This window comes from Pseudomonas sp. LBUM1663 (assembly GCF_059695905.1).
This window is the reverse complement of the sequence record NZ_CP166792.1, coordinates 3,363,069-3,385,938: the sequence shown is the minus strand read 5'-3', so window position 1 is coordinate 3,385,938 and position 22,870 is coordinate 3,363,069. Positions and strand designations below refer to the sequence as shown.

The 22,870-nt window shown below is 61.0% G+C and carries 13 protein-coding genes; 9 read left to right on the top strand and 4 right to left on the bottom strand.

Annotated features, from left to right (window positions below; all coding sequences use genetic code 11):
* Positions 1-281: 281 nt before the first annotated feature.
* The 6 genes from ACA075_RS15380 to ACA075_RS15355 all read left to right on the top strand — a co-directional run bounded on the left by ACA075_RS15380 (position 282) and on the right by ACA075_RS15355 (position 12,738).
* Positions 282-1,598, top strand: a complete 1,317-nt coding sequence (locus ACA075_RS15380) for an MdtA/MuxA family multidrug efflux RND transporter periplasmic adaptor subunit (protein ID WP_497293606.1) — start codon at positions 282-284, stop codon at positions 1,596-1,598.
* Entirely contained in the window at positions 1,595-4,699 is a 3,105-nt protein-coding gene (locus ACA075_RS15375; protein WP_497293605.1) for an MdtB/MuxB family multidrug efflux RND transporter permease subunit, read from the top strand. The genes ACA075_RS15380 and ACA075_RS15375 overlap by 4 nt, the downstream gene beginning before the upstream one ends.
* Complete coding sequence (locus ACA075_RS15370; protein WP_497293603.1) at positions 4,696-7,803, top strand: efflux RND transporter permease subunit; 3,108 nt, start codon at positions 4,696-4,698, stop codon at positions 7,801-7,803. The genes ACA075_RS15375 and ACA075_RS15370 overlap by 4 nt, the downstream gene beginning before the upstream one ends.
* Positions 7,800-9,281: an efflux transporter outer membrane subunit gene (locus ACA075_RS15365; protein ID WP_497293601.1), complete on the top strand. Its 1,482-nt coding sequence runs from the start codon at positions 7,800-7,802 to the stop codon at positions 9,279-9,281. Before ACA075_RS15370 ends, ACA075_RS15365 begins: the two co-directional genes overlap by 4 nt.
* Positions 9,282-9,595: 314 nt before the next feature.
* Entirely contained in the window at positions 9,596-11,713 is a 2,118-nt protein-coding gene (locus ACA075_RS15360; protein WP_497293600.1) for a putative bifunctional diguanylate cyclase/phosphodiesterase, read from the top strand.
* Positions 11,714-11,991: 278 nt separating this feature from the next.
* Entirely contained in the window at positions 11,992-12,738 is a 747-nt protein-coding gene (locus ACA075_RS15355) for an SDR family oxidoreductase (protein WP_497293599.1), read from the top strand.
* A 151-nt stretch (positions 12,739-12,889) separates the two neighbouring features.
* On the opposite strand, the gene mapR is transcribed toward ACA075_RS15355, so the two are convergent.
* The 3 genes from mapR to ACA075_RS15340 all read right to left on the bottom strand — a co-directional run bounded on the left by mapR (position 12,890) and on the right by ACA075_RS15340 (position 16,329).
* Positions 12,890-14,299, bottom strand: coding sequence for a GntR family transcriptional regulator MpaR (mapR, locus tag ACA075_RS15350; RefSeq protein WP_497293597.1), 1,410 nt, complete (start codon positions 14,297-14,299; stop codon positions 12,890-12,892).
* Between the two features lie 169 nt (positions 14,300-14,468).
* A complete protein-coding gene (gene ccoG, locus ACA075_RS15345) occupies positions 14,469-15,899 on the bottom strand; it encodes a cytochrome c oxidase accessory protein CcoG (protein WP_497293595.1) in 1,431 nt (476 codons plus the stop codon).
* A 196-nt stretch (positions 15,900-16,095) separates the two neighbouring features.
* Positions 16,096-16,329, bottom strand: a complete 234-nt coding sequence (locus ACA075_RS15340; RefSeq protein ID WP_497293594.1) for a DUF3203 family protein — start codon at positions 16,327-16,329, stop codon at positions 16,096-16,098.
* A 125-nt stretch (positions 16,330-16,454) separates the two neighbouring features.
* On the opposite strand from ACA075_RS15340, the gene ACA075_RS15335 reads away from it, so the two are divergent.
* On the top strand, positions 16,455-16,967 hold the full coding sequence (locus ACA075_RS15335) for an MgtC/SapB family protein (protein ID WP_497293592.1): 513 nt from the start codon (positions 16,455-16,457) through the stop codon (positions 16,965-16,967).
* 3 nt (positions 16,968-16,970) lie between these two features.
* Here ACA075_RS15335 and ACA075_RS15330 read toward each other — a convergent pair whose 3' ends face one another.
* Positions 16,971-17,138, bottom strand: a complete 168-nt coding sequence (locus tag ACA075_RS15330; protein ID WP_497293591.1) for a hypothetical protein — start codon at positions 17,136-17,138, stop codon at positions 16,971-16,973.
* Positions 17,139-17,346: 208 nt separating this feature from the next.
* Here ACA075_RS15330 and ACA075_RS15325 point away from each other — a divergent pair, with 208 nt between their 5' ends.
* Both ACA075_RS15325 and treS read left to right on the top strand, forming a co-directional pair.
* Positions 17,347-19,344, top strand: coding sequence for an alpha-1,4-glucan--maltose-1-phosphate maltosyltransferase (locus tag ACA075_RS15325; RefSeq protein ID WP_497293589.1), 1,998 nt, complete (start codon positions 17,347-17,349; stop codon positions 19,342-19,344).
* Between the two features lie 182 nt (positions 19,345-19,526).
* Positions 19,527-22,868, top strand: a complete 3,342-nt coding sequence (treS, locus tag ACA075_RS15320) for a maltose alpha-D-glucosyltransferase (protein WP_497293587.1) — start codon at positions 19,527-19,529, stop codon at positions 22,866-22,868.
* Positions 22,869-22,870: the final 2 nt, after the last annotated feature.

The following is a 22,870-nucleotide window of genomic DNA, read 5'->3' as shown; positions in this document are numbered from 1 at the left end:
AGGGCCGGGCCTGCTGTTGTGCAGGGCTGCGTTGCTCGAAGCTTATTTGGAATGACCAAACCACGCTTCTCGCGCCTTGCCCTACACAACAGCAGACCCGGCGCGGCGGGGAAATTCAGTGAGAACGCCCCCTCTGTCCAGGCCGTTTTCATTTGTGCTTCAGTGTCTTAGATAAACCTCCTGTTACGTAAGCCGAAGGTAAATTGCCGGTAAAGGCGCTTTGCTTAATACCCACCAGTGCTTATCGTTCAGCCTCCTGTAGAAAGAAGCTCACGCGCCCAATGGTTGATCATTCCATGCAATCCTCCGCTTCCCGTAATCCTCGTCGCTGGCTGCTCGGCCTGCTTGTCCTGTTGGTCATCGCTGGCCTGTGCTGGAAATTCTGGCCCGCCGGCACTGGCAATAAGGACGGTGCTGCGCCGAAAGCCGTGGCCGGTCACACCGGCAAGTCGGGGGGGATGCGTCCGGGCTTCGGCGGGGCGACCGGACCGATCCCGGTGCGCGTGGCGCCAGCGGTCAAGGGTGACTTCCCGCTGTACTACAAGGCGCTGGGCACCGTCACTGCGCTGAACACCATCAATGTGCGCAGCCGGGTTGGTGGCGAATTGATGAAGATCTCCTTCGAAGAAGGGCAGATGGTCAAGGCTGGCGACCTGCTGGCTGAAATCGATCCGCGCCCTTACCAGAACGCCTTGCTCCAGGCCGAAGGCACCTTGCTGCAGAACCAGGCCCAGTTGAAAAATGCTCAGGTCGACGTCGAGCGTTATCGCGGCCTGTTCAAGGAAGACAGTATCGCCAAGCAAACCCTGGACACCGCCGAAGCACTGGTCGGCCAGTACCAAGGCACGGTCAAGACCAATCAGGCGGCGGTCAACGATGCCAAGCTCAATCTCGAATTCACCAGGATCCGCGCCCCGATTGCCGGGCGCGTAGGCCTGCGGCAGCTGGACGTCGGCAACCTGGTGGCGGCCAACGACACCACGGCGCTGGCGATCATCACCCAGACCCAACCGATCAGCGTCGCCTTCACCTTGCCGGAAAACAGCCTCGATGTCGTACTGGCGCGCTACCGCACCGGCGCCAAACTGCCGGCCGAAGCCTGGGACCGTGGCGACACCAAACTGCAGGCCACCGGCGTGTTGCAGAGCCTGGACAACCAGATCGACGTCACCACCGGCACCCTGAAATTCAAGGCTCGCTACGACAACCGTGATCAGGCGCTGTTCCCCAACCAGTTCGTCAACGTTCACCTGCTGGCCGACACCCTCAAAGACGTGGTGCTCGCGCCGTCGGCGGCGATTCAATTCGGCACCAATGGCACCTTCGTCTACGCCCTGGACGGCGACAAGAAAGTCGCGATCCGCCAATTGAAAGTCGGTGCCAGTGACGGTGAAAACACCGTGATCACCGAAGGCCTTGCCCCCGGAGACCGCGTGGTCCTCGAAGGCACCGACCGCCTGAAGGAAGGCAGCGAAGTGGAAGTGGTCAACGACACCCAGGACGTGCCGACCACCCCGACCGGCCACCTGCAAGGCAAATCGGCGGCCAGTTCGACTGAGCCTGCGACCACCGACAAGGCGAAAAAGGGCGGCGCATGAACATCTCGCGGCTGTTCATCCTTCGCCCGGTCGCCACCACGCTGAGCATGCTGGCCATTATCCTGGCCGGTGTGATCGCCTATCGGCTGCTGCCGGTATCGGCATTGCCTCAGGTGGATTACCCGACCATCCGCGTCATGACGCTGTATCCCGGCGCCAGCCCGGATGTCATGACCAGCGCCGTGACCGCGCCGCTGGAGCGTCAGTTCGGGCAGATGCCCGGCCTGACCCAGATGGCGTCGACCAGTTCCGGAGGCGCGTCGGTGCTGACCTTGCGTTTCAGCCTCGACATCAACATGGACGTCGCCGAGCAGCAGGTGCAGGCCGCGATCAACGCCGCGACCAATCTGTTGCCCAAGGACCTGCCGGCGCCGCCGGTGTACAACAAGGTCAACCCGGCGGACACTCCTGTGCTGACCCTGGCCATCACCTCCAAAACCATGCTGTTGCCCAAGCTCAACGACTTGGTCGATACGCGCATGGCGCAGAAAATCGCCCAGATCAGCGGCGTCGGCATGGTCAGCATTGCCGGCGGCCAGCGTCAGGCGGTGCGGATCAAGGTCAACCCGGAAGCGCTGGCGGCCAATGGCTTGAACCTGTCGGATGTGCGCACCCTGATCGGCGCGTCCAACGTCAACCAGCCCAAGGGTAACTTCGACGGCCCGACCCGGGTGTCGATGCTCGACGCCAACGATCAACTGACCTCGCCCAAGGATTACGCCAACCTGATTTTGGCCTACGCCAACGGCGCGCCGTTGCGGTTGAAGGATGTGGCGGAAATCGTCGATGGCGCGGAAAACGAGCGCCTGGCAGCGTGGGCCAATGAAAACCAGGCGGTGCTGCTGAACATTCAGCGTCAGCCCGGCGCCAACGTCATTGAAGTGGTCGACCGGATCAAGGCCCTGCTGCCGAGCATCACCGACAACCTGCCGGCCGGACTCGACGTCACGGTCCTCACCGACCGCACCCAGACCATCCGCGCCTCCGTCACCGACGTGCAGCACGAATTGCTGATCGCCATCGCGCTGGTGGTCATGGTGACGTTCCTGTTTCTGCGTCGGGCCAGCGCCACGATCATTCCATCAGTGGCCGTGCCGCTGTCACTGATTGGCACCTTCGGCGTGATGTACCTCGCCGGATTCTCGGTCAATAACCTGACCTTGATGGCCCTGACCATCGCCACCGGTTTCGTGGTGGACGATGCGATCGTGATGCTGGAGAACATTTCCCGGTTTATCGAAGAAGGGGACAGTCCCCTTAATGCTGCGTTGAAGGGCGCCAAGCAGATCGGTTTCACCCTGATTTCCCTGACCCTGTCGTTGATCGCGGTACTGATCCCGCTGTTGTTCATGGCGGACGTGGTGGGGCGCTTGTTCCGCGAATTCGCCATCACCCTTGCGGTGGCCATCCTGATTTCCCTGGTCGTGTCGCTGACCCTGACGCCGATGATGTGCGCACGGTTGCTCAAGCGTGAACCCAAGGAAGAAGAGCAGGGTCGTTTCTACCGGGCCAGCGGTGCAACAATTGATTGGATGATCGCGGCTTACGGGCGCAAGTTAAAGTGGGTTCTCAAGCATCAACCACTCACGCTGATGGTGGCGATCGGCACCCTGGCGCTGACCGTGTTCCTGTACCTGGTCGTGCCCAAGGGCTTTTTCCCGGTGCAGGACACGGGGGTTATCCAGGGCATTTCCGAAGCGCCGCAGTCGATTTCCTTTGCGGCAATGAGCGAGCGTCAGCAGGAACTGGCCAAGGTCATCCTGGCCGATCCGGCGGTGGAAAGCCTGTCGTCCTACATCGGTGTCGACGGTGATAACTCGACGCTCAACAGCGGTCGCCTGCTGATCAACCTCAAGTCGCACAGTAACCGCGACCTGAGCGCCACCGAAGTGATCGCCCGTCTGCAACCGGAACTGGACAAGTTGGTCGGCATTCGCCTGTTTATGCAACCGGTGCAGGACCTGACCATCGAAGACCGCGTCAGCCGCACGCAATACCAGTTCAGCATGTCGTCGCCTGATTCCGAGTTGCTCAGCCTGTGGAGCGGGCGTCTGGTTGACGCGCTGGCGCAACGGCCGGAGTTGACCGACGTCGCCAGCGACCTGCAAGACAAAGGCTTGCAGGTTTATCTGGTGATCGACCGCGATGCGGCGTCGCGGGTCGGCGTGTCGGTGTCGAACATCACCGATGCGCTGTACGACGCCTTCGGTCAGCGGCAGATTTCCACCATCTACACCCAGGCCAGCCAGTACCGTGTGGTGCTGCAATCGCAGTCCGGCGAGAAGATCGGCCCGGATGCGCTGAACCAGATTCACGTCAAGACCACCGACGGCGGGCAAGTGCGCCTGTCGAGCCTGGCGCACATCGAGGAGCGGCAGGCGCAATTGGCGATCACCCACATCGGCCAGTTCCCGGCGGTGATGATGTCGTTCAACCTCGCGCCCGGCGTGGCGCTGGGGCATGCGGTGGAAATCATCGATCAGGTGCAGAAAGACATCGGCATGCCGCTTGGCGTGCAGACCCAGTTCCAAGGCGCGGCCGAGGCATTCCAGGCGTCGTTGTCGAGCACCTTGCTGCTGATTCTGGCGGCGGTGGTGACCATGTACATCGTGCTCGGCGTGTTGTACGAGAGCTATATCCACCCGATCACCATTCTCTCGACCTTGCCCTCGGCGGCGGTCGGCGCCTTGCTGGCCTTGCTGTTGAGCGGCAATGACCTGGGGATGATCGCGATCATCGGCATCATTCTGCTGATCGGTATCGTGAAAAAGAACGCGATCATGATGATCGACTTCGCCCTCGACGCTGAACGCAACCAGGGCATGGACCCGGAAACGGCGATCTATCAAGCGGCGTTGCTGCGTTTCCGGCCGATTCTGATGACCACGCTGGCCGCATTGTTTGGCGCGGTGCCATTGATGCTGGCCACCGGTTCCGGCGCGGAACTGCGCCAGCCGTTGGGTCTGGTGATGGTCGGCGGTTTGCTGGTGAGCCAGGTGCTGACGCTGTTCACCACGCCGGTGATCTATCTGTATTTCGACCGTCTCGGCCGGCGCTGGGGTCGCAAGTCTGAAGCCGCGGAAGCGGTCGAGCAGCCATGAATCTGTCCGGACCTTTCATCAAGCGCCCGGTCGCGACCATGCTGCTGAGCCTGGCGATCATGCTGCTGGGCGGCGTGAGCTTCGGCCTGTTGCCGGTGTCGCCGTTGCCGCAGATGGACTTCCCGGTGATCGTGGTCCAGGCCAGTTTGCCCGGCGCCAGCCCTGAAGTGATGGCCTCGACCGTGGCCACGCCGCTGGAGCGCTCCTTCGGCGCCATCGCTGGCGTCAACACCATGAGCAGCCGCTCCAGTCAGGGCTCGACCCGGGTGATTTTGCAGTTCGATCTGGACCGCGACATCAACGGCGCGGCGCGGGAAGTGCAGGCGGCGATCAACGCTTCGCGCAACCTGCTGCCGAGCGGGATGCGCAGCATGCCGACCTACAAGAAGGTCAACCCGTCCCAGGCGCCGATCATGGTGCTGTCGCTGACCTCCGACGTGCTGGAAAAAGGCCAGCTCTACGATCTGGCCTCGACGATCCTGTCCCAGAGCCTGTCCCAGGTGCAGGGCGTCGGTGAGGTGCAGATTGGTGGCAGCTCCCTGCCGGCGGTGCGCATCGAACTCGAACCCCAGGCGCTCAACCAGTACGGCGTGGCCCTGGACGATGTGCGCAACACCATCGCCAACGCCAACGTGCGCCGGCCGAAAGGTTCGGTCGAAGACGGCCAGCGGTTGTGGCAGGTTCAGGCCAACGATCAACTGGAGAAAGCCAAGGATTACGAATCGCTGATCATCCACTACGCGGACGGCGCAGCGTTGCGCTTGAAGGATGTGGCCAAGGTCAGCGACGGTGTCGAGGACCGCTACAACAGCGGCTTCTTCAACAACGACGCGGCGGTGCTGCTGGTGATCAACCGCCAGGCCGGTGCGAACATCATCGAGACGGTCAACGAAATCAAGGCGCAGCTGCCGGCGTTGCAGGCGGTGCTGCCGGCCAGCGTCAAGCTGAACCTGGCGATGGACCGTTCGCCGGTGATCAAGGCCACATTGCACGAAGCGGAAATGACCCTGTTGATTGCCGTGGCGCTGGTGATTCTGGTGGTGTTCCTGTTTCTCGGTAACTTCCGCGCCTCGCTGATTCCGACCCTGGCGGTGCCGGTGTCACTGGTCGGCACGTTTGCGGTGATGTACCTCTACGGGTTTTCCCTGAACAACCTGTCGCTGATGGCACTGATTCTGGCCACCGGGCTGGTGGTGGACGATGCCATTGTGGTGCTGGAGAACATTTCCCGGCACATCGACGAAGGCGTGCCGCCGATGAAGGCCGCCTACCTCGGGGCTGAGGAGGTCGGGTTCACGTTACTGTCGATGAACGTCTCGCTGGTGGCGGTGTTCCTGTCGATCCTGTTTATGGGCGGGATTGTCGAAAGCCTGTTTCGCGAGTTTTCCATTACGTTGGCGGCGTCTATCGTGGTCTCGCTGGTGGTCTCGCTGACGCTGACGCCGATGCTCTGCGCCCGTTGGCTCAAGCCGCACACGCCGGGGCAGGAAAACCGTTTGCAGCGCTGGAGTCAGCGGGCTAACGAATGGATGGTCGGCAAATACGCGACCAGCCTCGACTGGGTGCTGCGTCACCGTCGGTTGACCTTACTCAGCCTGTTCGTGACAGTCGGCGTTAACATCGCGTTGTATATCGTTGTTCCTAAAACCTTTATGCCGCAGCAGGACACCGGTCAACTGATCGGTTTTGTGCGTGGCGACGACGGGCTATCGTTCAGCGTGATGCAGCCGAAAATGGAAACGTTCCGCCGTGCCGTGCTCAAGGACGACGCGGTTGAAAGCGTCGCCGGATTCATCGGCGGCACCAACGGCACCAACAACGCTTTCATGCTGGTGCGCTTGAAACCGATCAAGGAACGCAACATTTCCGCGCAGAAAGTCATCGAACGCCTGCGCAAGGAAATGCCCAAGGTCGCTGGCGCGCAATTGATGCTGATGGCGGATCAGGACCTGCAGTTCGGTGGGGGTCGTGAACAGACCACTGCGCAGTATTCCTACATCTTGCAAAGCGGTGATCTGGGCGCATTGCGCCAGTGGTACCCGAAAGTTGTCACCGCTTTGAAAGCATTGCCAGAGCTGACGGCGATCGATGCCCGTGAAGGTCGGGGCGCCCAGCAAGTGACGTTGATCGTCGACCGCGATCAGGCGAAGCGTCTGGGGGTCGACATGGACATGGTCACCTCGGTGCTCAACAACGCTTACAGCCAGCGGCAGATCTCGACGATTTACGACAGCCTCAACCAATACCAGGTGGTGATGGAGGTCAATCCGAAATACGCCCAGGACCCGATCACCCTCAAGCAGGTGCAGGTGATCACCGCTGACGGCGCGCGGATTCCGCTGTCGACCATTGCGCACTATGAAAACAGTCTGGAAGACGACCGGGTCAGCCATGAAGGCCAGTTCGCCTCCGAAAGCATTGCCTTCGACATGGCGGAAGGTGTCACGGTGGAGCAGGGCAGTGCCGCCATCGAACGTGCGATTGCCAAGGTGGGCCTGCCGGAAGATGTCATCGCGAAAATGGCCGGCACCGCCGATGCCTTCGCCGCCACCCAGAAGAGCCAGCCGTGGATGATTCTCGGCGCACTGGTGGCGGTGTATCTGGTGTTGGGTGTGCTGTATGAAAGCTACATTCATCCGCTGACCATCTTGTCGACGTTGCCATCGGCCGGGGTCGGCGCGTTGCTGTCGATCTATGCGCTGGGCGGTGAGTTCAGCCTGATTTCGTTGCTCGGGTTGTTCCTGCTCATCGGCGTGGTGAAGAAAAACGCCATCCTGATGATCGACCTGGCGTTGCAACTCGAGCGCCATCAGGGCATGGCGCCACTGGAATCGATTCGCAGTGCTTGCCTGCAACGTCTGCGGCCGATTCTGATGACCACCCTGGCGGCGATTCTCGGTGCGTTGCCGTTGCTGTTGGGCCGTGCCGAAGGGGCGGAAATGCGCCAGCCGCTGGGCCTGACCATCATCGGCGGGCTGATCTTCAGTCAGGTGCTGACCCTTTACACCACCCCGGTGGTTTACCTCTATCTCGACAAACTGCGCCATCGCTTCAACAAATGGCGTGGCGTGCGTACCGATGCTGCTCTGGAAACTCCGCTATGACTGACCGTTCGCTTATCAATCTGGCCACGCCGCTGGCATCCGCCCGGGGCTCGCGTTTGCTGAGTCTGGCGCTGTGCGTGGCGATGCTCAGCGCTTGCGCTGTCGGCCCGGACTACCAGCGCCCGCCAGCGGCCGCGCCGGTGCAGTACAAGGAAGCCGCCGGTTGGCGTCAGGCCAGCCCGAGTGATTCCCTGGCCCGTGGTGCCTGGTGGGAGTTGTATGGCGATCAGCAGCTCAACGGTCTGATCGAAAAACTCAACAGCTCCAACCAGACCGTCGCCCAGTCCGAAGCCCAGTACCGTCAGGCCCAGGCCTTGGTGCGCAGCGCCCGGGGTGCATTTTTTCCGACGGTGGACCTGACCGTCGGGAAAAACCGCTCCAGCCAGGGCACCGGCAGCAGCAGTTCGAGCCTGACCAGTTCCTCCAGCGGGATTCGAGACACCTACACCGCGCAGGCCGGGGTCAGTTGGGAAGCGGACATTTGGGGCAAGTTGCGTCGGGGCCTGGAAGCCGACACCGCCAACGCCGAAGCCAGTTTTGCCGATCTGGCAGCGATGCGCCTGAGCCAGCAATCGGAACTGGTGCAGAACTATCTGCAATTGCGGGTGATCGACGAACAGAAACGCCTGCTGGAGGCGACCGTCGAGGCCTATCAGCGCTCGCTCAAAATGACCGAAAACCAGTACCGCGCCGGCGTCTCCGGCAAGGACGCGGTGGCTCAGGCGCAGACCCAGCTCAAAAGCACCCAGGCGGATATGGTCGACCTGATCTGGCAGCGTGCCCAGTTCGAGAACGCCATCGCCGTGCTGATCGGGCTACCACCCGCCGAGTTCAGCCTGGCCGAAACCAAGACCATCCCGGCGTTGCCCGAAGTACCGCTGGGCCTGCCGTCGCAGCTGCTAGAGCGTCGCCCGGACATCGCTTCCGCAGAACGCTCGGTAATGGCGGCCAACGCCAACATCGGCGTGGCGAAGGCCGCCTACTACCCGGACCTGACCCTGAGCCTGAACGGCGGTTATAGCAGCAGCACCTATGCCGACTGGATCAGCGTGCCCAACCGCTTCTGGTCGGTGGGACCGCAACTGGCCATGACCCTGTTTGATGGCGGCCAGCGTTCGGCCGAGGTCGATCGCAGTGAAGCGGCCTACGACGAAACTGTCGCCAAGTACCGCCAGACCGTGCTCGATGGTTTCCGCGAGGTGGAAAACTACCTGGTGCAGCTCAAGGTGCTGGAAGACGAAGCCGGCGTGCGCCAGGAAGCACTGGATGCGGCGCGCGAATCCCTGCGCTTGACGCAAAACCAGTACAAGGCCGGGGTGATTGCTTACCTGGATGTAGTGGTGGTGCAGGCCACTGCGCTGAGTAATGAACGCAGTGTGTTGAGCCTGTTGCAGAGTCGGTTGATTGCCAGTGTGCAGCTGATTGCGGCGCTGGGCGGTGGGTGGGACGGTGCGCTTCAGGTGAGCGAAAACAAATAGCGCGGCCCCTGTAGCAGCTGTCGAGCCTGCGAGGCTGCGTTCGGCGACGCAGTCGTCGTGAAATCAGGCGGCGCGGTGCGTCAGGAGAACCGCATGTGCAGGTTTTACGACGACTGCGTCGCCGAACGCAGCCTCGCAGGCTCGGCAGCTGCTACAAGCGAACGTGTCGTCATCGGGAGTCAAACAAGCGTTTCATCGGGTTGATGGCCATATGATTACGTTTGTCAGTGCGTTCTTTTACGCAATCAGTACAATCATCCGATTTGCCCTCCCGAGAACGGAAGCAGTACGGTAGGGCGATCGCGAGAAGTCACATGCTCATCGGTAGCTATTCACCCACGCTGGTTATCATTTCGCTCTGTGTAGCGATTCTCGCCTCCTATACCGCGCTCGACTTGACCGAACGCATTGCCACCGCCAAAGGCCGGGCCGTGTTCCTATGGACAGCGGGCGGCGCCTTTGCCATGGGCGTGGGCGTGTGGTCGATGCACTTTATCGGCATGCTCGCGTTCACCTTGCCCATCGACCTGGGTTACGACCTCACCCTTACGTCCCTGTCGCTACTGACCGCGATCCTGTCCTGCGGTTTTGCCCTTTGGCTGGTCAGTCAGCCAAGGTTGCCGACCTGGCAACTTTTGTTCGGCGCATTGATCATGGGCGCCGGGATCAGTGCCATGCATTACACCGGCATGGCGGCCATGCGCATGCAGCCGGGCATCGATTACGACCCGACACTGTTTGGTGCATCGCTGCTCATCGCCGTCGGCGCTTCCGGCGCCGCGTTATGGATTGCCTTCCGCCTGCGTCAGCACACGCCGTATGTGGGCCTGCTTCGCGCCGGTGCGGCGGTGATCATGGGGCTCGCCATCGTCGGCATGCACTACACCGCCATGGCCGCAGCACGCTTCCCGGACGGCAGCTTCTGTGGCGCCGCCATCAGCGGCTTGAACGGCAAAGGCCTCGACAACCTGGTGTTGATCACCACGCTCGCGGTGTTGAGCATTGCCTTGCTGACTTCGGTGCTGGATGCGCGTCTTGAGGCTCGCACTGCTGATCTCGCGCGTTCGCTGACGGAAGCCAACCGCGAACTGACCCAACTGGCCCTGCACGACACCCTGACCGGTTTGCCCAATCGCATGTTACTGGCCGATCGCATCGAGCAGGCCATGTCCAAGGTTCAGGAGCAGGGCGGTTGTTTCGCGCTGATGTTCATCGACCTCGACGGCTTCAAACCGGTCAATGATGCTTTCGGTCACCACATGGGCGATCAGTTGTTGCGTGAGGTCGGTTTGCGTCTGCGTGAGGAGATGCGCAGTCAGGACACGTTGGCGCGGATCGGCGGCGATGAATTCGTTCTGCTGGTGCGCCTCAGCGAGCCAAACGATGCGCTGAACGTGGCGGCGCGGCAGGTCGGTCTGATCGGCAGTTCGTTCCGGGTCGCCGAACACAACTTGCAGATTTCCGCCAGCCTCGGCATCGCGCTGTACCCGGGCAACGGTCAAACCGCCCAGGAACTGCTGATGAACGCCGACGCGGCGATGTACCACGCCAAGGGCGCCGGGAAAAACGGCTACAGCTTCTTTGACGCGTCGATGAACAGCAACGCGCGCAAACAGCTGCAATTGCTGCAGGATTTGCGCAATGCCCTCGATCAGCAGCAGTTCAGCCTCTATTACCAACCGAAGTTCGACGCCGGCAATGGTCGCCCGGTAGGCGCCGAAGCGCTGCTGCGCTGGGAACATCCGACCCAGGGCATGCTGCTGCCAGACAAGTTTATCGACCTGGCGGAAAGGACCGGGCTGATCATTCCCATTGGTGAATGGGTGCTGAACGAAGCCTGTCGCCAGATGCGCGAGTGGTACGTGCTCGGCTACACCGACTGGCGCATTGCGGTGAACCTCTCTGCGTTGCAGTTCTGCCATGCGGGCCTGGTCAAGAGCGTCTCCAAAGCCTTGGCCACGCATCAGCTGCCGGCCAACAGTCTGACCCTGGAAATCACTGAAACCACCGCCATGAGCGATGCCGATGCGAGCATGACGGTGCTTCAGGAACTCTCGGAAATGGGCGTCGATCTGTCCATCGACGACTTCGGCACCGGCTATTCGAGCTTGATGTACCTCAAGCGCCTGCCAGCCAACGAACTGAAAATCGACCGTGGTTTCGTCCGCGATCTGGAACACGACAGTGACGACGCCGCCATCGTGTCAGCCATCGTCGCCCTCGGGCAGGCGCTGGGCTTGCGCATCGTCGCCGAAGGCGTGGAAACCGGCGTCCAGCAAGACTTCCTGACCAAACTGGGCTGCGATTCATTGCAGGGCTATCTGCTCGGGCACCCGCTGCCGGCGGATCGCTTCATGGACGAAATTGTTCGTGGGGAACGATCGGCGACGGGCATTGTGCCTGTAGCCGCTGACGAGCCTGCTGCGTGGTGAGGGGCTCCTGTGGCGAGGGGGCTTGTCGGAACGCCGCACCGCCCCGTTCGGCTGCGAAGCGGTCGTAAACCAAGCCACGCAGTATGTCTGAAAGATGTACGGCGCCGCTTAGCGACCCAACGGGGGCAAGCCCCCTCGCCACAAGGGGACTCGACAGCTGCTACAGAGTCTCCAATACATACGACGTTGGTAGGGTCACTTGACGTGAGTCCATGCAAAACCGCGCAATGGCGGTTATTCTTGGCCCCGATTGCTTACGCGTGAAGGGGAAAGTCAGCATGGACAAAGTCATTGTCATCACCGGCGGCGGCCGCGGTATCGGCGCTGCAACCGCGCTGTTGGCCGCCGAGCTTGGTTATCGGATCTGCATCAACTATCAGTCCGACGAGTCGGCTGCGCAAAGCGTGCTGGCGCAAGTCCGTGCATTGGGTGCTCAAGCCATTGCAGTGCGCGCCGACGTCAGCATCGAAGACGAAGTGATCAGTCTGTTCCACCGGGTGGACACTGAGCTGGGTCGAGTCACCGCGCTGGTGAATAACGCCGGCACCGTGGGCCACAAGTCCCGCGTCGACGAAATGTCCGAGTTCCGCATTCTCAAAACCCTCAAGACCAACGTCCTGGCACCGATCCTCTGCGCCAAGCACGCGATCATGCGCATGTCGCCCAAGCATGGCGGGCAGGGCGGCAGCATCGTCAATGTGTCCTCGGTGGCCTCGCGTTTGGGCTCACCCAATGAATATGTGGATTACGCCGCCTCGAAAGGCGCGCTGGACAGCTTCACCATCGGCCTGTCCAAGGAAGTGGCGGGCGAGGGGATTCGGGTCAACGCGGTGCGGCCGGGGTTCATCTACACCGACTTCCATGCGCTGAGCGGTGATCCGGATCGGGTCAGCAAACTCGAATCGGCGATTCCAATGGCTCGCGGTGGACGGCCGGATGAAGTGGCTGAGGCGATTATCTGGTTGCTATCGGACAAGGCTTCTTATGCGACCGGGACTTTTGTTGATCTTGGGGGCGGGCGTTAATCCCCAAGATCCTTATTGTCGAATCTGGCCTCATCGCGAGCAGGCTCGCTCCCACAGTGGATAGGTGTGAACACATTAATAGTGAACAACACTAAACTCCTGTGGGAGCGAGCCTGCTCGCGATAGCAATCTGTCAAACGACACAGAATTGTCAGAATGACCTGACGATGCGCCCCAACGTCTCCATCGCCTTCTCCGAATCCTCGGTCCACGGGCTGCCATAATTCAGCCGGATACAATTCCTGAACCGCTGCGTCGGTGAAAAGATCGGCCCCGGCGCGATGCTGATGCCTTGCGCCAATGCCATCTGAAACAACTTCAGTGAATCCATTTGCGGCGGCAATTCCAGCCACAGGAAGTAGCCGCCGGCGGGTTGGCTGACGCGTGTCTGCGCCGGGAAGTAGCGTGCGATGGCAGCGAGCATGGCGCTTTGCTGTTCTTCCAGGGCATAGCGCAGTTTGCGCAGGTGCCGATCATATCCGCCGTGTTGCAGGTAGTCGGCGATGGCGGCTTGGGCCGGCATCGAGGCGCACAGCGAGGTCATGAGTTTCAGCCGTTCGATCTTCTGCGCATATCGCCCGGCGGCGACCCAGCCAATGCGGTAGCCGGGGGCAAGGCTCTTGGCGAAGGAACCGCAATGCATCACCAACCCTTCTGTATCAAACGCCTTGGCCGGTTTCGGCGCCTGTTGACCGTAATAGAGTTCGGCGTAGACGTCGTCCTCGATCAGCGGCACCTGGTGGCTGCGTAACAGCTCGACCAACTCCTGCTTCTTGGTTTCGGGCATGGTCGCGCCCATTGGGTTCTGGAAACTGGTCATGCACCAGCAGGCCTTGATCGGGTGGCGCTCCAGGGTTTGCGCGAGTACGCCCAGGTCGATACCGTCGCGCGGGTGCACCGGAATCTCGACGGCTTTGAGTTTCAGCCGTTCCAGGATTTGCAGGCAGGCATAGAACGCCGGCGCTTCTATCGCCACGAGATCGCCGGGTTCGGTGACCGCTTGCAGGCACAGGTTCAGGGCTTCCAGCGCGCCGTTGGTGATCAGCAGTTCTTCCATCGGCAGCATCAGCCCGCCGACCATGTAGCGCAGGGCAATCTGGCGCCGCAGCTGCGGGTTGCCCGGCGACATGTCGGTGACGACCATGCGCGGGTCCATGTCCCGTGCGGCGCTGGCCAGGGAGCGGGACAGGCGCTGCAACGGGAACAGGGTCGGGCTGGGGAAGGCCGAACCGAAGGGCATGGTGGTCGGGTCCTTGATCGAGTCGAGGACCGAGAACACCAGTTCGCTGACGTCGACTTCGGTGGATTCATTGACCTGGCTGCTGATCACCGGCTCCGAGAACGGGCTCGGTGCGTGCGCGTTGACGAAGTAGCCGGAACGCGGCCGGGCGCGGATCAGGCCACGGCGTTCCAGCAGGTAATAGGCCTGGAACACAGTGGACGGGCTGACCCCGTAAGTCTGGCTGGCGTAGCGCACCGACGGCACGCGCTGGCCAGGACCGAGGACCCCGGAACGGATCAGCTCAGCGATGTCGTCGGCGAATTTTTCGTAGCGTTTCATCGAGTGCCTGGATTGAAGTTATTCAATGGGTACGCTGTTGTGGCGAGGGAGCTTGCTCCCGCTGGGGTGCGAAGCGCCCCCAGAATTTACGAATGCTACGCAGTCGAGCGGGAGCAAGCTCCCTCGCCACAGGAGCCCTGCTTTCCACAGGGCACCGCAGTCTAAGGGATCAACGGTTCATTGGCGCAACAAACCGGCTCTTGGCCACGCTGTAGATGTCCGGTTCGTCGCTGTCGGCAATCTTGAAACTGATCGTCTGCGAGCTGCTGCTGGGCCGTTCGGTGGTCATGGCCACTGACACTGGCACATCGACAATCTCGCCCGGCGCCAGGCTCAGCTCGGTCTTGCCTTGCAGCACGAAACCTTCGCCGTCCACCAGGCTCAGCCGGTAGTCCTGGCGCAGCTGGGTTTTGTTGATGACCTTCAGGCTGTAGATGTTTTCGATCTGCCCCTGACTGTTCTCGCGGAACAGGCCGCGGTCCTTGCTCACGTCCAGCGACACCATCGGCCGTTCGACCAGGGCAAGGGCGAGGGCACCGATCATCACCAGCAGCACCGCGGTGTAACCGATCAGCCGCGGCCGCAGCAGGTGTGTCTTGCCACCTTGCAACTCATGTTCCGAGGTATAGCTGATCAAGCCACGGGCATAGCCCATTTTGTCCATGATCGAATCGCAGGCGTCGATGCACGCCGCGCACCCGATGCACTCCATTTGCAACCCGTCGCGAATGTCGATCCCGGTCGGGCAGACCTGCACGCACAGCTGGCAATCGATGCAATCACCCAGTCCCACTTCGGCCGGTTTCACCTCGCGTTTGCGCGGGCCACGGTGTTCACCACGAGCCACGTCGTAGGAAATGGTCAAGGTGTCCTTGTCGAACATCACGCTCTGGAACCGCGCATACGGGCACATGTGCATGCACACCGCTTCACGCAGCCAGCCGGCGTTGATGTAAGTCGCGCCGGTGAAAAACAGCACCCAGAACAGACTGACACCGCCCATCTGCAAGGTCAGTAGCTCTTCGGCCAGCGGCCGGATCGGCGTGAAGTAGCCAACAAACGTCAGCCCGGTCAGCAGGCTGATGGCCAGCCACAGGGTGTGCTTGGTCGAGCGGCGGATCAGTTTGTTCAGGCCCCACGGCGCGGCTTGCAACTTGATCCGCTGATTGCGTTCGCCTTCGGTGATCTTCTCGCACCACATGAAAATCCAGGTCCAGGAGCTCTGCGGGCAGGTGTAACCGCACCAGACCCTGCCGGCGAACACGGTGATCGCGAACAGGCCGAACGCCGCAATGATCAACAGCGCCGAGAGCAGGATGAAATCCTGTGGCCAGAAGGTCGCGCCGAAGATGTGGAATTTACTTTCGGAAAGGTCCCAGAGCACCGCCTGACGGTCACCCCAGTTCAGCCACACGGTGCCGAAGAACAGCAAAAACAGAAACCCCGCACCGAAAAGGCGCAAGGTGCGGAACAGGCCGGTGAAGCTGCGGGTATGGATCAGGTTGTCGCTGGACTTGGCCTTTATCTTTGCACGTGAAGGCTCGAAGCTCTGTACTAAAGGGACGCTTTCTACGGTTCGGACGGGGATTCTTTCGCTCATGGTCTTTCGCTCATCAGCCTCCATCAGGCACGAGCACTATGACCAGCGATCTGTTTGCATAACAGACTCAGGTATTGCAATAAAAAGCGGATCAGATGGGGTTTGATCCGCGGCCTGCGACAACTTGATGCACCCCGTCACAGCAGGGCGCAGGCGCCTATATCAGGCGCTTGCGAGGTTTGTTGATCCGGGTCAGTCAAATCACCGAATCACTGTCGGTGGCCTTCAAATGCTTACGACCGTCCACTGCGCCTGCTACGGTCAATGCGTCGGCTTCTGCTTCGGTGATGTACACGCGCTGGCCGTTGAGCTCAACCGCCGACATGGCTTTATCGGAGTCGGTGATGATCGTGACGTCGGGGCACAGACGAATTTCTTCGCCGTTCTCGGTGATGAAAAAGCAGGTCTGGTTTTCGATGCGCACAGTCATGGAAGTGTCCTTTTTTCTGCGGGTTCTAAACTGTTAGGGCGCATCCGACGGTCATCGTTCTGTGCAACCGATTAATGGTCGGCGCGGCCCATCCTCCCATAACGATCAATCACAAGGATTGCACCATGAACGCCTGGTGGCATGAGGTTTGGGAAACGCTGCAAGCAGAGTTCGCCGACATCGCCGATGCGTCGCAACTGACGCGCATCACCGTTCGGCTGCTGATCGCGGCGCTTCTCGGCGGCATTCTCGGTTTCGAGCGTGAGCAAAAGGGCAAGGCTGCCGGTGTACGCACGCACACGCTGGTAGCCCTCGGTGCCGCATTGTTTGTACTGGTGCCGCAGATGTCCGGCTCCCAGGCCGATGCCATGAGCCGGGTGGTGCAAGGCGTGATCGCCGGGATCGGCTTCCTCGGTGCCGGCACCATCCTGAAAAACCAGGAAGGCGATGAAGGCCACGTCAAAGGCCTGACCACCGCCGCCGGGTTGTGGATGACCGCCGCCATCGGGGTCTCGGCCGGGCTGGGCCGGGAAGCGACGGCGGTGTTCAGTACGTTGCTGGCATTGGCGATTTTCAGCGTGATGCCAAGGGTCGTGAAGATGCTCGACAGGGACAAAGACGAGCAGGAGCGGCCGTAGTCATTACTCAGGCGCAACGATCACCGGCGGCATGGTGTTCGGTGGATCTTCCCGGGGTGGCGGTGTGGTGCCGGGCGGCTCTTGCTCAGGCACCGGTTCCGGCTCGGTCGGCGGGATGGTCGGGGTGTCGATGTTCGGATCCGGGGTTTCGGCGGGGATTGGAATACTCATCGTTGATGCCTCCACTGGCACATGGCGTAAGTCGTGCTTAAGTGAGTTGACCGTCGCGCAAGGGATTTGATTCCCCGGCAAATGGGCGTGAACTTTTCCCCGCGCTTGTCGCTCGGAACCTAAGTGAGTTCATTTCGGGACCGACGGGATTCGTGTGAACGACGACCAGACACAAGAGCGTCCATGGGGCGTTAAGGAGAGATGCTCGATGACTGCTGAAAAACCGACAGAGCTGAACTACAACCCTCATATGCCACTGTCGCAGGCGCTACTGCTGCCGCGTATTGCCATTGAAAACGTCATGCCGACCCTGGATGGCGGTCAGTTCGCGGCCAAGGCTGTGGTGGGTCAGGACGTGGTGGTGACCAGTAAAGTCTTCGCCGACGGCCACGACAAACTGGCGGTGCGCATACGCTGGCGAGCCGAAGGCGACAAGACCTGGCAGAGCAAGGTCATGACCGAGCTCGGCAATAACGGCTGGCAAGGCCAGTTTCGCGTTGAGGATCAGGGCCGCTACGTCTTCTGTATCGAAGCCTGGATCGATCAGTACGCTAGCTTTCTGTATGAAATCGAGAAAAAACACATTGCTGGCGTGCCCATCAGCCTGGAGTTGCAGGAAGGGCGAAACCAGGTGAAACAGGCCTCCGAACGCTCGGAAGGGCCGCTGAGCGAAGATCTGGCGGCGTTGCACCATGAACTGTCCGGTCTGCTCGAAGCCGAGCAGGTCGCGCTGTTTCTGCACCAACGTAGTGCTGACCTGATGGCCCAGGCCGATCACCGTGCTTATTTGAGCCTCAGCCCCGAGTTCCCGCTGGACGTTGAGCGCGAGCTCGCCCAGTTCGCCAGTTGGTATGAGTTGTTTCCGCGCTCGATCACCGACGATCCGGCCCGCCACGGCACGTTCAACGACGTGCACTCGCGGTTGGCGATGATTCAGGACATGGGTTTTGACGTGCTGTACTTTCCGCCGATCCACCCGATCGGTCGCAGCTATCGCAAAGGCCCGAACAACTCATTGACTGCCGGCCCCGATGATCCGGGCAGTCCTTATGCCATCGGCAGCGAAGAGGGCGGGCACGAGGCGATTCACCCCGAACTTGGCACCCGCGAAGATTTCCGTCGACTGGTGGCCGCCGCTGCGGATCACGGACTGGAAATTGCCCTCGATTTCGCGATCCAGTGTTCCCAGGATCACCCGTGGCTCAAGCAGCACCCGGGCTGGTTCAACTGGCGCCCGGACGGCACGATCAAATACGCCGAGAACCCGCCGAAAAAATACCAGGACATCGTCAACGTCGATTTCTATGCCAGCGATGCCATTCCCAGTCTGTGGGTCGAGCTGCGGGACATTGTGGTCGGTTGGGTGGAAGAGGGCGTGAAGATCTTTCGCGTCGACAACCCTCACACCAAGCCGCTGCCGTTCTGGCAATGGCTGATCGCCGATGTGCGGGCGTTGTACCCCGAGGTGATCTTCCTTGCGGAGGCCTTTACCACGCCGGCGATGATGGCGCGGCTGGGCAAGGTTGGTTACTCCCAGAGCTACACCTACTTCACCTGGCGCAATACCAAAACCGAACTGGCGACGTACTTCGCCGAGCTCAATGAGTCGCCGTGGCGCGAATGCTACCGGCCGAATTTCTTCGTCAATACACCGGACATCAACCCTGCGTTTCTGCATGAATCCGGTCGTGCCGGTTTTCTGATCCGTGCTGCGTTGGCAACCATGGGCTCCGGTCTGTGGGGCATGTATTCGGGCTTCGAACTCTGTGAAGCCGAGCCAGTGCCGGGCAAGGAGGAATACCTCAATTCCGAGAAATACGAGATCCGCCCACGGGACTTCAACGCGCCGGGCAACATCATCGCCGAGATCGCCCAGCTCAACCGCATTCGCCGACAAAACCCGGCGTTGCACACGCACCTGGGCCTGACGGTCTACAACGCCTGGAACGACAATATTCTGTATTTCGGCAAACGCAGCGCGGATGGCAGCAACTTCATCCTGGTGGCCGTCAGCCTCGATCCGCACAACGTCCAGGAAGCGAACTTCGAATTGCCGCTGTGGGAAATGGGCTTGCCGGACGACGCCAGCACCCAGGGCGAAGACTTGATGAGCGGCCATCGCTGGACCTGGCATGGCAAGTATCAGTTCATGCGGATCGACCCGGCGCATCAACCGTTTGGCATCTGGCGAATCACCACTTCCTGAAGGCACCGCGAGCCCCGTGGCGAGGGAGCTTGCTCCCGCTGGGCTGCGAAGCGGCCCTATATTCTCCAGGCTCATCTGATTTACAGGTTTTGCGACTGCTTCGCAGCCGAGCGGGAGCAAGCTCCCTCGCCACAGGTAGGCGTTCGGCTCACCGGCTGCACTGAATTCAACAGGAGTTTCAAATGGCGAAGAAACCCAAGGCAGCCACCTTCATCAAGGACCCGCTCTGGTACAAGGATGCGGTGATCTACCAGGTTCACGTAAAGTCTTTTTTCGACTCCAACAATGACGGGATCGGCGACTTTCCCGGCCTTATCGCCAAACTCGATTACATTGCCGACCTCGGCGTCAACACCATCTGGCTCTTGCCTTTCTATCCCTCGCCACGGCGCGATGATGGCTACGACATTGCCGAATACCGTGGCGTCCACCCCGATTACGGCACCATGGCCGACGCCAAGCGTTTCATCGCCGAGGCCCATAAACGCGGGCTGCGGGTAATCACCGAGCTGGTCATCAACCACACCTCCGACCAGCACGCCTGGTTCCAGCGCGCACGAAAAGCCAAACCCGGTTCGGCGGCACGGGACTTCTACGTCTGGTCCGACGACGATCACAAATACGACGGCACCCGCATCATCTTTCTCGACACCGAGAAGTCCAACTGGACCTGGGACCCGGTCGCCGGCCAGTACTTCTGGCACCGGTTCTATTCGCACCAGCCCGACCTCAATTTCGACAACCCGCAAGTCATGAAAGCGGTGCTGTCGGTGATGCGCTACTGGCTCGACATGGGCATCGACGGCCTGCGCCTGGACGCGATTCCATACCTGATCGAGCGCGACGGCACCAACAACGAAAACCTGCCCGAGACCCACGACGTCCTCAAGCAGATCCGTGCCGAGATCGACGCCAATTATCCGGACCGAATGTTGCTTGCCGAGGCCAATCAATGGCCGGAAGACACGCAGCTGTACTTCGGCGACACCGATAAAAAAGGCCTCAACGGCGACGAATGCCATATGGCGTTCCATTTCCCGCTGATGCCGCGCATGTACATGGCGCTGGCCCAGGAAGATCGCTTCCCGATCACCGACATCCTGCGCCAGACCCCGGAGATTCCGGCCAATTGTCAGTGGGCGATTTTCCTGCGCAACCACGATGAGTTGACCCTGGAAATGGTCACCGACAAGGAACGCGATTACCTGTGGAATTACTACGCGGCCGACCGTCGTGCGCGGATCAACCTCGGTATTCGCCGCCGCCTCGCGCCGTTGATGGAGCGGGATCGCCGTCGCGTGGAACTGCTCAACAGCCTGCTGCTGTCGATGCCGGGCACACCAACGATGTATTACGGCGATGAAATCGGCATGGGCGACAACATCTACCTCGGCGACCGTGACGGTGTGCGCACGCCCATGCAGTGGTCGATCGACCGCAACGGCGGGTTCTCCCGCGCCGACCCGGCGAGCCTGGTGCTGCCACCGATCATGGACCCGCAATACGGTTACCTGTCGGTCAACGTCGAAACCCAGGCCGGCGACCCGCACTCATTGCTGAACTGGACCCGACGCATGCTCGCCGTGCGCAAACAGTCCAAGGCCTTCGGTCGCGGCACGCTGAAAATGCTCTCGCCGAGCAATCGACGGATTCTGGCCTACACCCGTGAATACGCCGGGCCGGATGGCAAATACGAAACCATCCTGTGCGTGGCCAACGTATCGCGTAGCGCGCAAGCGGCGGAGCTCGACCTGTCGGCCTACGTCGGCATGGTGCCGGTAGAGATGCTCGGCGGTAACGCCTTTCCGCCGATCGGCCAGTTGAATTTCCTCCTGACGCTGGCGCCTTACGGCTTTTATTGGTTCGGACTCGCTGCGGAGAATCAAATGCCTAGCTGGCACGTAGAACCGGCGCAAAGCCTGCCGGACTTCACCACCCTGGTGCTGAAGAAACGCATGGAAGAACTGCTCGAAGCGCCGTCACGCGGCACGCTGGAGCAGGGCATCCTGCCGAACTGGCTGCAAAACCGCCGCTGGTTCGCCGGCAAGGACGCGGCCATCGAGAAGGTCAACCTGGCCTACGGCGTGCGCTTCGGTGATGCGCTGCACCCGGTGCTGCTGAGTGAAATCGAAGTCACCAGCGGTGGCCAGACCAGCCGTTACCAGTTGCCGTTCGGCTTCATTGCCGATGATCAGGTCGGCCCGGCGTTGCCGCAGCAACTGGCGCTGTCTCGGGTACGACGGGGTCCGCAAGTGGGTTTGATCACCGATGCGTTCAGCCTGGAAAACTTTATCCGCGCGGTGTTGCAAGGCATGCAGGAAAACACCGTGTTGCCTTCGGACGGCGGCGAGATTCGTTTCGAGCCGACCGCCGAGCTGGCCAAGTTGGGGCTGACGGCCGAATCGGAAGTGCGTTACCTGTCCGCCGAGCAGTCCAACAGTTCGGTGGTGATCGGCAGCAGCCTGGTCCTGAAGCTGATCCGCAAAGTCGCCTCGGGCGTGCACCCGGAACTGGAAATGAGCGCGTACCTGACCAATGCCGGTTTCAGCAACATCTCGCCGTTGCTGGGGTCGGTGGTTCGCCGTGACGCCAAGGGCGAAGACAATCTGCTGATGATCGCCCAAGGCTATTTGAGCAATCAGGGCGATGCCTGGGAGTGGACCCAGAACAACCTCGAACGGGCACTGCGCGACGAACTGGCGGACGCCATGTCCGAGCAGGAGCAGCACTACAACGCCCTCGGTGAGCTGAAAGACTTCGCCGGCATGCTCGGCCAGCGGTTGGGTGAAATGCACCAGGTGCTGGCGGCCCCGACCGATGACCCGGACTTTGCCCCGCAGGTCACCACGCAAAAAGATGCCATCGCCTCGGCCAAGGACGTCGCGGCGCAACTGGAGCACTCGCTGAAGTTGTTAAAACAACATCAAAGTGAACTGAACCCGGCGGACAAAGCGCTGGTCACTCGTTTACTGGACAACAAAAAAGCCATCCTCAGTCATGTCCAGGACCTGGGCAAAAAAGCCGTCGGTGGTTTGCGCATTCGCGTCCATGGCGACTTGCACCTGGGTCAGGTGCTGGTGATCAAGGGCGACGCTTACCTGATCGACTTCGAAGGCGAGCCGGCACGGCCGCTCAGCGAGCGACGCGGCAAGCACAGCCCGTACAAAGATGTCAGCGGCGTGTTGCGCTCCTTCGATTACGCCGCAGCGATGGCGATTAACGTACACAACGTCGACAACACCGCCGAAGCCCGAGCGGCACGGCAACGGGTCGCCGACCGTTATTTGAATGAAGCAAAACAGGCATTTGTCGACGCTTATCGGCTGGCGGCAGCTAGTCTTGCTCATGCGTGGCAAGATCCGGAAGGCGAGGACGCCGCGTTGGCGTTGTTCGGGTTGGAGAAGGCGGCGTATGAGGTGGCCTATGAGGCTGAAAATCGCCCCACGTGGCTGCCGGTGCCATTGCACGGTTTGTATGGATTATTGAGTGGGCTTAAACCCTTTTCCGATCTTGGTGGAGAGTAGTT